Source organism: Desmonostoc vinosum, from assembly GCF_059505385.1.
The window spans coordinates 1-7229 of sequence record NZ_JCACKM010000238.1; the positions used below are offsets into that span (position 1 = coordinate 1).

General features: G+C 41.5%; 7 protein-coding genes and 1 pseudogene. 2 read left to right on the forward strand and 6 right to left on the reverse strand.

Annotated features, from left to right (window positions below):
* Positions 1-773: pseudogene (locus tag AC5JMF_RS27320) on the forward strand (hypothetical protein); the annotation flags it as partial.
* Between the two features lie 272 nt (positions 774-1045).
* On the opposite strand, the gene AC5JMF_RS27325 reads toward AC5JMF_RS27320, so the two are convergent.
* The 3 genes from AC5JMF_RS27325 to AC5JMF_RS27335 all read right to left on the reverse strand — a co-directional run bounded on the left by AC5JMF_RS27325 (position 1046) and on the right by AC5JMF_RS27335 (position 2854).
* The gene (locus tag AC5JMF_RS27325; RefSeq protein WP_495798850.1) at positions 1046-1582 is read right to left on the reverse strand and encodes a phycobiliprotein lyase; all 537 of its coding nucleotides are present in this window, start codon (positions 1580-1582) and stop codon (positions 1046-1048) included.
* Between the two features lie 229 nt (positions 1583-1811).
* Positions 1812-2018, reverse strand: coding sequence for a hypothetical protein (locus AC5JMF_RS27330; protein ID WP_495798851.1), 207 nt, complete (start codon positions 2016-2018; stop codon positions 1812-1814).
* Between the two features lie 365 nt (positions 2019-2383).
* Positions 2384-2854 carry an orange carotenoid protein N-terminal domain-containing protein gene (locus tag AC5JMF_RS27335; RefSeq protein ID WP_495798852.1) on the reverse strand — a complete coding sequence of 157 codons (471 nt, stop codon included), beginning with the start codon at positions 2852-2854 and terminating at the stop codon, positions 2384-2386.
* 265 nt (positions 2855-3119) lie between these two features.
* Here AC5JMF_RS27335 and AC5JMF_RS27340 point away from each other — a divergent pair, with 265 nt between their 5' ends.
* Positions 3120-5288 carry a protein kinase domain-containing protein gene (locus AC5JMF_RS27340; RefSeq protein ID WP_495798853.1) on the forward strand — a complete coding sequence of 723 codons (2169 nt, stop codon included), beginning with the start codon at positions 3120-3122 and terminating at the stop codon, positions 5286-5288.
* A 71-nt stretch (positions 5289-5359) separates the two neighbouring features.
* Here AC5JMF_RS27340 and AC5JMF_RS27345 read toward each other — a convergent pair whose 3' ends face one another.
* From AC5JMF_RS27345 to AC5JMF_RS27355, 3 genes are all read right to left on the reverse strand, one after another.
* Entirely contained in the window at positions 5360-6016 is a 657-nt protein-coding gene (locus AC5JMF_RS27345; protein WP_495798854.1) for a HEAT repeat domain-containing protein, read from the reverse strand.
* Between the two features lie 174 nt (positions 6017-6190).
* On the reverse strand, positions 6191-6556 hold the full coding sequence (locus AC5JMF_RS27350; RefSeq protein WP_495798855.1) for a CpeR family transcriptional regulator: 366 nt from the start codon (positions 6554-6556) through the stop codon (positions 6191-6193).
* On the reverse strand, positions 6534-7154 hold the full coding sequence (locus AC5JMF_RS27355; protein WP_495798856.1) for a chromophore lyase CpcT/CpeT: 621 nt from the start codon (positions 7152-7154) through the stop codon (positions 6534-6536). The genes AC5JMF_RS27350 and AC5JMF_RS27355 overlap by 23 nt, the downstream gene beginning before the upstream one ends.
* Between the last annotated feature and the right edge of the window lie 75 nt (positions 7155-7229).

A 7229-nucleotide genomic window follows, 5' to 3' on the forward strand; every position in this document is an offset into this window, starting at 1 on the left:
TCGCCACCGAAGAAGAAGTAGAATCTCCCGAAGCGATCGCCACCGAAGAAGAAGTAGAATCTCCCGAAGCGATCGCCACCGAAGAAGAAGTAGAATCTCCCGAAGCGATCGCCACCGAAGAAGAAGTCGAATCTCCCGAAGCGATCGCCACCGAGGAAGAACTAGAAGAAGTCGAATCTCCTGAAGTGATCGCCACCGAGGAAGAACTAGAAGAAGTCGAATCTCCTGAAGCGATCGCCACCGAGGAAGACACAGACATCTCAGCATTTGAAGAAGACACAGAAGATACTGAAGATAATAATATTCAGGCTCAAGAGGAAATCAGCGAAGTCACCGAAGACACAACAGAACCAGAAGAAACAAATATAAATGAGCCTGCTCAAATGATGACTGACACACAAGTAGTACTTATTGCTCACGAAACTAAAAAGACAGAACTTGCCGAGTTTATTGCTCAGCATCAAGAGTTGTTCTCAAAGATCACCACAATTACATGGCCATCTATTAGTGAAGTCTTAAAACACCAGGCGGGTATAACCGTTACTCAAGAAATCCCAGCAGCCACATCTGGAGGATATCAAACAATTGCTTCCTTAGTTGGTTCTGGCGAAGTGTTCGCAGTTATTTTCTTAAGAGATTTTCTGCAACCTCAACCGGGACAAGCAAACGAAGAAGCACTGCTGAGGTTATGTAATATTAACCAAGTTATCCTAGCAACTAATGTGCCAACAGCAGAGGCGATCGTGCATTACATTAAGTACATAGCAAAGTAAAAGGAACACTTCGATAAGCTCTCAGTGCATCGCTGGGGATTAGGGATTGGGTTAAGAATAAATATTTTTTTGTTGGGCTACGCCCCGCTTCTCTACGAGACGCTTCGCGAACGCTAACACGCAGAGGCAAGGCAGCGTGGTTTTGGGGAGCCACTGCCTCTGGTCGAGAGAGTTGAAGAATGAACTATGAAAATATTTCTTTCCCACTCCCCACTCCCCACTCCCTATTTTCAAGGCAGGTCTAATGACCAATGACAAATGACAAATGACTGTTACGATCGCTTTTCTAAATACTGACCTATCATTTGTTCTTCGCCGGCGCGGGAAATGATGGTTTGGCGGGTGCGGTATTGAGTACCAATTAGTTTGATTTCTTCTTCAAATAAGTTCCCGCTGTACTCTGTTCTTAAGCACATGGTTTTGGGGTCGCGCATGGAGTACTGAGCAATGATCGGTTTGGTGGTGGAAAATCCGCGATCGCGATATAATTCTATCCCCAAAACCCCAAATACTGTTGAACCTTTACTCTGTTTGGCACTGGGCCTATTGTAATTACTTTCCCATGTCGTCAAAGCTCCACAGGTCAATGCAGTTTCATCTTCCATTTCGTGTAAATGAGCTAACTTGATTAACTCCTCGTTTCCTTGCTCCAAAAACCGCACGGTGATGAAACTAACTACTTCTTGCACTTCACCATCACCAAGCGTGTAATAGCGACGCTGCGATCGCCAATCCCCTGCTGATTGCTGGAAAAACTCTTTTATCAAAGACTCTGGGGATAGCTGAACAATCTGCGGCTGAAACGTCATAGAAATTTAAACCTCTTGCAGGCGGTGGATACAATAAAGTACTTGTGTCAAGTTATCTATAACTATCTTTACATCTTGTCACATTATCGCAAAGCACTGCCTCAACTAGGGACGGGCAGTCCCGAAGTAACGCTGTAGGACTCGTTGCCTCTACTTTGCTTGGTGAAAACCTGGTAGAGCAAGTGACGAGGTAGATTACAGAATCCCCGTACCTTCAGGTCTGGGAGTGTCAAACAGTTTTCCAACCTTTTTTTAGTAATGCCAAAAAGGTTGCATATCCTTTTGAGAAATCGCGGGGGTCGGGCAGAAAGTACTCTGGAAACTCTTCATAGGGTCGCCACGGCTCTGATGGATGATGCCGTAAGTGTAAGGCACAATCTGTGGCTCCTTCTATTTTCCAGGTCATTTGACCTTCTGTTGAGATGTCGTTAATCATAGCTTTCCCCCCATGTTGTCAATAAGAATACCAAACTAGTACTGCTAGCTCCTCATTTTGGCACGCTGACAGTTAATTTCTGTAAATGTTGATACGATATTATAGACATTAATGCCAAGTTAGTGTAGCAGTATATATCAAATATAAAGCTTCAAAAGCGGGATTTATGTTAGTTCGTAATTTGTAATTCGTAATGATGCTCTCTACGAGACGCTAAAAGCGAACGCGGACTCGCTACCGCTGCGAAGCGCGTAATTAATACATACAGAAAAAAACTTATTTCGATACATTTCATTGCTCATCTTATTTAAACAGGTGCGGGCACTGTAGCCTTTTTGCTACAGTGCCCGCACTAAACATATATTCTAGTTGTTGGCGTTAACGCCCAGTTGGGATACCACGTTCCGCATGAAGATTACCTTGCGATCAAAGTCCATTTGATTGAAATGTTGGAGAAACTCTTCTGCTTCAGACGACAGCGAGTAATTAGACGGAACTTGAGCGATCGCTTTTTGATCCATACTTTGTGCTAAGCGATACCAAAAAGCTAACTTGTTAGCAGTATCCATACTGCCATAAGTTTGATTAATTGGTGTGTTTGCTCTTCCCAAAAGGTCGCGCATAATCTGCAATTGCTCTTCGGGAGTCATCTGTTGAATTTCAGGTACAAGTGAATCAAGAGCCTCATATCCTGCTACATCAGTAGAATCTTTTTGGCTAATTGCTCCGCCAAAGTCTTCGTAGACATACCACAGCAAAGCCAGTTGACAATCAGTATCAAAACTCTGGAACTTTTCTACGACTTGCTCAAGATTCCCAACAGCACTATATGTCATAAAACTTTACAAACTCTACCGTTTCATCCTAACCAAGATGAAATGAGAACCAATCCTTCATAAGTAATGTAAGTAAATTCCAGAAAAATCGCTAATAAGTTAGACAAAGCTTTATACCAAATTGACCATGAAAAATTTCCTTAAACTCACAATACCCATGAAGAGTAGGGAAAATATTTACTGGTATTTGTTTTATACTTTATGAAAATTTAATATTTTTTATATAAGAATACTGTATATTTCTGTATTAAGTATAAAAAATGTCATGTCTCTTTGTATTAATCCAAACTGTAGGTTTGCTAATCCCGACAGTGTTTTATTTTGTCATAACTGTGGTTCAGAATTATTACTTCAAGGACGTTACCAAGTCACTAGATTGTTAAGTAACCAGGGAGGCTGCGCTGATACCTATGAGGTACTGTATCAAGATGTCCCTAAAATTTTGAAAGTTTTGAGAGATTGGCAATTAACAGAAGATGTTAATAAACAAAAAATTATAGAGTTATTTGAGCGAGAGTTCCAAGTTTTAAGCAAGTCAAATCATCCAGGAATCCCCAAAGCTGAAGATTATTTCCAATACACCCCAAAAAACGAGCAGGCATCATTGTATTGCTTAGTCATGGAAAAAATTGTCGGGATGAATTTGGAAGAGTATCTAGATCAATTAGATAAACCTATCGATCAAAAATCTGCTTTGCTATGGCTAGAACAGTTAGTTCGTATTCTGAGAGAAGTTCACAATCAAGGACTTATCCACCGCGATATTAAACCATCAAATATTATTCTTAAGCCTAATGGACAACTGGCACTAATTGACTTTGGCGTAGTCGGAAAATTTTCCAGCGTTCAACCAAAGAGAAGCAATACTTATGTATATTCCACTAACTATACAGCGCAAGAGCAAATACAAGGCAATGCTGTGCCTCAATCTGATTTCTTTTCTCTGGGACGCACAATCGTTTACTTACTGACAAAAAAAGACTTGGGTGAGTTTAATTATACCGACGATAATTCATTAGACTGGCATGAGTTTGCTTCTGGGATTTCGCCTCAATTCATCAAGCTGATTGATTGGCTGATGGCACCTTTGGTAGAACAACGTCCTACTAATGCGGATGAAATTTTACAACGCTTGACAGGTTTTAAACAAACAAAAACTCAAACCAGAACTACAGCTACAAATGGCAATATCTTGAGATGGCCAATTGTTTTAGGTGGTTTAATATTTCTTATTCTCTCTGGAGGAGCGATTTTCACAATTGTGATGGGAAGAGGAGGAACAAACAAAACATTAACAAATTCGTCCTCTTCACAGTCTTCTTTACAGTCTCCTCCACAGTCTTCTTCACAATGTAGTGAAAGTACTATTGTGAAAAAGTCAGGCAATTTATATGGCGTTATTGAAGTTGGTAGCAAAGGTATAAAAGGAGAAGTAATTCAAGAATTAGCAACTCCCAATACTGAAGGATTTAAATTTATTGCTAGAGAGGAAGAAATTCCAGAACGTAATGCCAATCCTGTAGATCCCAAAGCACAAACAGAAACCATCAATTCTGTTAAAGCTATGTTCGGTGAAATTCAAGAACGGTTTGGTATACCTTGTGAGCAAATAATTATCTATGGTAGTAGTGGAGTTGCACAGAAAGCTCCTCATAAAGAGGCTCTGGCAAAAGAGATTCAGCAACAAACAGGGAGAGCAGTAGATTTTATTTCTGCTGAGGAAGAAGCTAACCTAGTTTTTGATGGTGTCGTCCCACAGTGGAGGCGTGAGCAAGTTGTCATGATCGATATTGGCTCAGGCAACACTAAAGGAGCATATCTGAAAAGCGCTCAAAAACCAGAAAATGTCACATTTTCAATTATGTATGGCACAAAAACTTTTACTGATGAAATCAACAATAGCCGAGGAAATACCGATTTTATTACAGCAGCAGTAGACACAAAACGTAAGATATTAATTCCGGAAATACGAGATCTAATTCAGCGAAAACCTGGAGCGCAAAATTTGCCTAGAGTGTATCTAGCAGGCGGTATTTCTTGGGCGCTATCTACTTTGATGCGTCCTTGTGAACAAGAGCAGAGCGTTGCAAATATCCGGGAAGAACGAGTTGCTCGATTTGCGAGAGTTTATCCAGAAGATATTAATACGTTTTATTTTAATGCAACACGAGATCAAAAAACTTTGTTTGCACCCAACTTAGACAAATGCAATGCTGAACAACGAAAGAAAGTTCAAAAATCTATAGACAAGATTAAAACAGGTACTTTTTCAAAAGATAATTTGATTGCTGGTGCTGAAATTCTCCGTGCTTTATCTGATGAATTAAAATTCTCTGAGAAGGAGCGTATTTTTTTCGCCCATTATGCTATTGAAGCCCTGCCAATAGGTTATCTGATACAAAAGCTAGAGAGTGCTGAGAGACTTCCAAAGTAAATAAAATATACAGCTGAAAAAGTCTTCTGGCTAGGGCAGGGAACTGTTAACAGGGACAAGTTCCCCATTTCCTAAATCAAATCTTCCATTGCGGCCCCAACTACGCGATGATCTGCATCTTGTCTAAGTTGAGCCAAGGCAGCTTTGGCATCGGGGTCATCAAAGTGTTTTAAGGCATAAGCAACCCTTATACGAATACGTTCTGACTCAGAATTTTTTAGTTGCAACAGTTGAGAGAGGGTAGCTTGATGTTGACGCGAGTTAATAAGACTCCCTAATGCGTCTACACATGCCTCTTGTACGGTTAAATCTTCTCCCTCTAGTCCCTGAAGACAGACCTCTAGTAATTCTTCGGGGCAATCCAGTTCCACTAAAGCTGCTAAGACGCTGCGACGTAACAACCAGTGGTCATTCATAAAAAAAGCCTCAACCAGATGGGAAGCCGAGATTCTACCAAACAGAGATAGGGAGTTAGCGGCTTCTGCTTGCACATTGGGAGTGTTATCAAACTTCATAATTTGGAGCAAAGCAGCGAATGATTCAGATGTCTGATGCTTGCCTAAACCCCTAGCAACAAAAGAGCGCACCAGAAATTCTGGATCTTGGATGTGCTTAGTGAGCAAAGGAAGAGCTATTTCTGAGGGATAATCTTTGAGAGATGCGATCGCATCAAGGCGATATTTAAAGTTTGGGTTTTGCAGATTGGTTTCGATTTGATGGAGTTCCATTTTAAGGGACTGGGGACACGGGACACGGGACACGGGACACGGGGACACGGTGAGACAGCGCTACAGGAGGGTTTCCCTCCGCAGGCGACTGCGTTAGCGCAGCGTTAGCGAGCTTGCGAGCGTCACCCGAAGGGTGACGCGGAGAATAACCAATTTCCAATTCCCAATTCCCAATTATGCTTGCACATCAAATCGCGTCCGAAAGCCGCCATATTTTAACCAGTATTGCTTCAAGTTGTGACAGGGAGTATGTAAACTAGCTTTAGCCTGATAGAGAAAAACTTGACGATGATCTCCCATCCATAGTTTATCAATAGGTTCAACTGAAATTACGGTTCCCCCTAACGCTGCAACACATTCAGAAAAACGCTCAACGGCACTGTAATCTACAGTTTCAAAAATAAAAAAATTACCTGAACAAATTAAATGACGGCTGCGGAGCCAGCATTGCATCTTTTTTTGAGCTTCTGGTGGCAACATTTTGGCTTCAGCCTGTTCTAAATTCTTCAGGGAAGCGTTACACGATAGCTGGGATTTCATGAGCAAAACTCTCGCGTTTTTCAAACCGCAATGGGCCAAAGGTAGATCCCCAAACTTGATTATGGGTGTTGATATCCATGCCTCTATCGAGGCTATTCCAGGTGGTTTCTGTAACCTCGACATCGCTAACTAGGTAAGTTTGGCAACCATCGCGCTCAATTAAGCATAAGTTGCCAGGTTCTACACTGCCCCGAAATAGATCTCCGTCTCGCTTGAAGATCATGCCGCAGTGATACCGTCGTTCAATAGAGTCGGTCGTAATTGTTTTGAGGATATCCAATTCGCGTGCTGCACCAGCATAGAGAAACGCGTCTTTTAAACCGTAATTCTCAATGTAGATATGGTCTTTGTGATCTACTAGCCGATGCACACCTTGTCGATAAGGATTCCAAAGATCATAGTCATAAACTTGCTCGGAATAAAAGCCAATTCCAGAGAAAAATTCCCATGGCAACGGTCGAAAAAAAACATGGATATGAGCGTAATTTTTAGGATTTTCAAAAGATTGTTTGTAGTTACTAAAATCCCCTGCTATACAACGAGCCAGGGTCAATAAATCGTTTGATTCGGACTCCGAAATATGCAGTGGAATGGTCATACTAATTCGTAATTCGTAACTCGTAATGACGCTCGAGGACTCGCTACCGCTGACGCTCGAGGACTCGCTACCGCT

Bases quoted from the DNA above. Each gene is read 5' to 3' on its own strand.
- AC5JMF_RS27325 (WP_495798850.1), bottom strand. From the start codon at position 1,582: ATGACGTTTCAGCCGCAGATTGTTCAGCTATCCCCAGAGTCTTTGATA.
- AC5JMF_RS27330 (WP_495798851.1), bottom strand. From the start codon at position 2,018: ATGATTAACGACATCTCAACAGAAGGTCAAATGACCTGGAAAATAGAA.
- AC5JMF_RS27335 (WP_495798852.1), bottom strand. From the start codon at position 2,854: ATGACATATAGTGCTGTTGGGAATCTTGAGCAAGTCGTAGAAAAGTTC.
- AC5JMF_RS27340 (WP_495798853.1), top strand. From the start codon at position 3,120: ATGTCTCTTTGTATTAATCCAAACTGTAGGTTTGCTAATCCCGACAGT.
- AC5JMF_RS27345 (WP_495798854.1), bottom strand. From the start codon at position 6,016: ATGGAACTCCATCAAATCGAAACCAATCTGCAAAACCCAAACTTTAAA.
- AC5JMF_RS27350 (WP_495798855.1), bottom strand. From the start codon at position 6,556: ATGAAATCCCAGCTATCGTGTAACGCTTCCCTGAAGAATTTAGAACAG.
- AC5JMF_RS27355 (WP_495798856.1), bottom strand. From the start codon at position 7,154: ATGACCATTCCACTGCATATTTCGGAGTCCGAATCAAACGATTTATTG.